Source organism: Mycolicibacterium pyrenivorans, assembly GCF_025821625.1.
Lineage (GTDB): Bacteria > Actinomycetota > Actinomycetes > Mycobacteriales > Mycobacteriaceae > Mycobacterium > Mycobacterium pyrenivorans.
Genome location: NZ_JACKSH010000037.1, coordinates 1 through 2,670 on the forward strand (window position 1 = coordinate 1; position 2,670 = coordinate 2,670).

General features: G+C 60.7%; 1 protein-coding gene. It reads right to left on the reverse strand.

The features are described from left to right. Window positions 1–6 precede the first annotated feature (6 nt). A complete protein-coding gene (locus tag H7I57_RS05530) occupies window positions 7–2,052 on the reverse strand; it encodes an acyltransferase family protein (protein ID WP_264022355.1) in 2,046 nt (681 codons plus the stop codon). Window positions 2,053–2,670: the final 618 nt, after the last annotated feature.

Sequence of the window (2,670 nt, forward strand, 5' to 3'; positions counted from 1 at the left end):
GGGCCATCATCTGATCCCGCACAACGGCCCACCCCGACTCCAAAGCGCACAACCGAATTCGCCCCCACGCCGAGGGTCGATCGGTGAATCAAGGCTAAAACACTCCTTGATGTTCACGTCCCCAGGTGGGGGCGCCAGCAATGCGACTCTCTCAACGCTACCCCGGAATTTGTCCACGATTGCACGCACCGTGTCGGACCAATCACGTGCCGACACGTATCGTTCTTCACCAACGATCTGACTGCGCAGATACAGATTCGATACGACCACCAAATTTGGTCTGAGCCTGTTGATCTCGTCGACTGCGTACTGCTTGCGAGCCGTGCAATTCGGTAATAATGCCGCCCGGTACATGAGGTCATTGGTGAAGGCGCATGACGCCATCGCGAGGTTCAGCAACTGAATCTTCCCGCCCGAATTGACCGCGATCTCGCGCAACGCCGCCGCGTAACCTAACCCAACCGAGTCGCCCACGATGACGATGCGGAAAGGCGCCGAAGCGTCCCCGTAAGTGCACGCCGAGCCCACCTCCACCTGATCGCTGACGCACCCATCCAGAGCGGGATGGAGGAGCTTGCCTGTGATCACTTCCTCCAGCGACGGTTGTAGGTCTGGCCACTCGCGCGCCTTCAGCGCTTCTATGATTTGACCCTGCAAGTCTGCGGCCAACGGCCCAACCTGCGGTTCCGGCCCGGAGGGATCCAGCTCCTGAGGCGCAACCACAGCCATCGGTGGCGGCGTGGACTCCTCATATGCATCCGGGCGCTGGGCGTACCCCACTAATGCGATGGTTATCAGGGTGAGCGCCGTGAGTGCTGCATATCCGCTGGATCGTTGCGGGTGGTAGCGCCGCTTTCGAATATCACGAATAACCGCCCGGAGTTTCGCTAGATCGGCTCTCCTCAGCGGCGTTTCCACAAACTGGTACGACGCGATTGCGAGCCCGAATCCCAGTCCGATTGCGGCTAGATAGTAGGACCAACTGACGTCCATGAGCGAGCCGAGAATTACGATCACCGGCCAGTGCACCAGATAGAGCGAGTAAGAGATGTCCCCGATGTAGCCGCTCACGGGGTTACGGAGAAACGGCTGATACGCCGGCTCACCATTAACGCCCGCCGCGATCACCAAAGCCGAACCCAGCACCGGGAGCAGAGCCCACGGCGCCGGGAACCCGCCAGAATCGTCGCCGATCAACAGCACCGACGCGCCAATCAGCGCCACACCACCCCACGACAGCAACGGCTTCCATGCCACAGGGGTACGGCCGAGCCCGCCGACCGCCGTGGCCAACAACGCCCCCACCCCCAACTCCCACACACGGGCGAACGTGTTGAAATACGCCCACGTCGGTGACACGACCGTCTCGTACCACGCCCACCCGAAGGACAGCCCCACGATGACCGCCATTGTGCAACCGGCGATCCGCATTCGATGCTCATGCGTCCACGCCTTCTTCGCCACGTATAGGCCTATCACGAAGATAACTGCTGGCCATACAAAGTAAAATTGTTCCTCGATCGACAGCGACCAGTAGTGTTGCAACGGCGACACGGTGTCGGCCGCGGCTCGGAAGTAGTCGGTGCCTTCGACGGCGAACCACCAGTTCGATAGGAATGCGAAGGCCCAGAGCGCATCGACGCCAATCTCTTGGGCGCGGAAGGGCAAAAACGCGACGGTACCCACGAGGTAGGTCAGCAGGAGGACGACCGTCGCGGCCGGCACAATCCGGCGGATGCGATTCCAGTAGAACGTCCAAAAGAATAGCTTGGCTGAGGCACTCTGCATATTTTCGGCAGCGCGCAGGAGGTTGCTGGTGATGAGAAATCCTGAAATCACGAAGAACACGTCGACGCCGACGAAGCCGCCCCGGGGGAAATCCCAGAGGTGGTTGGCGAACACCGTCAGTACCGCCATCATCCGCAAGCCCTGAATGTCCAGGCGCTGATGTGCGCGTTCAGCGCGGCGCCTCCGCCGACGCGAGTATCGGTTGTATTTTGCCAACGGAGCTACCACTGAACGTTCCCCCTCAACAAAACCTCGGCGCAACATTTCGAGATCGCCCGGCTCAAGCGCCGGCCCGAGATTTCCGTGATTTACATTAGATCGTATGCATGAGGCGCGCGATCTGGTGAGGTTTGCGCGCGGTTGCTAGTCACCGCCCCGCCCAGCCCCTAAGACGGCTCGCTTGGCACCGGCAGAAATTCGCCTTGCCATGGCGCCTGCACCGACCTACGGCGTGGGCGCACGCGACCAGACGTGCGCTACCGACACGCGATAGAGTCAGCCCGGTCCATTGAAATCAATGGGTCGGTTGGTAGGCCGGTGGCTCATCCCACTCCTCGGTGGCAATTTGTTCGGCCGTGCCGCCGCCCGCACGCAACCTCGCGGTCGACCTTCGCCCTGATTACACGCGGTCGCAATGCCCGACGGCCTAGATCGCCGTCCAGTCTGCATTAAACATCGAGATGAACAAACACCAAATTCCGCGCGCGGCTTGGCAATCCTCTCCGAGTGCGAAGCGACGAGTCTTGGCAGCACTCCTAGATTGGCACGGCAGTGAGGTGCCCAAGACCTGACTTCGGACATGGTCTCCGAGATTTCGATCCGTTAGTTCTGTGACCTGTGGGTTTGCTTGCTGGGGCGTGTTGTTTGGGGTACTAGGCGGGT

Excerpts from the sequence above, each read along its gene's own strand:
- H7I57_RS05530 (WP_264022355.1), bottom strand. The coding sequence starts at position 2,052 with ATGTTGCGCCGAGGTTTTGTTGAGGGGGAACGTTCAGTGGTAGCTCCG.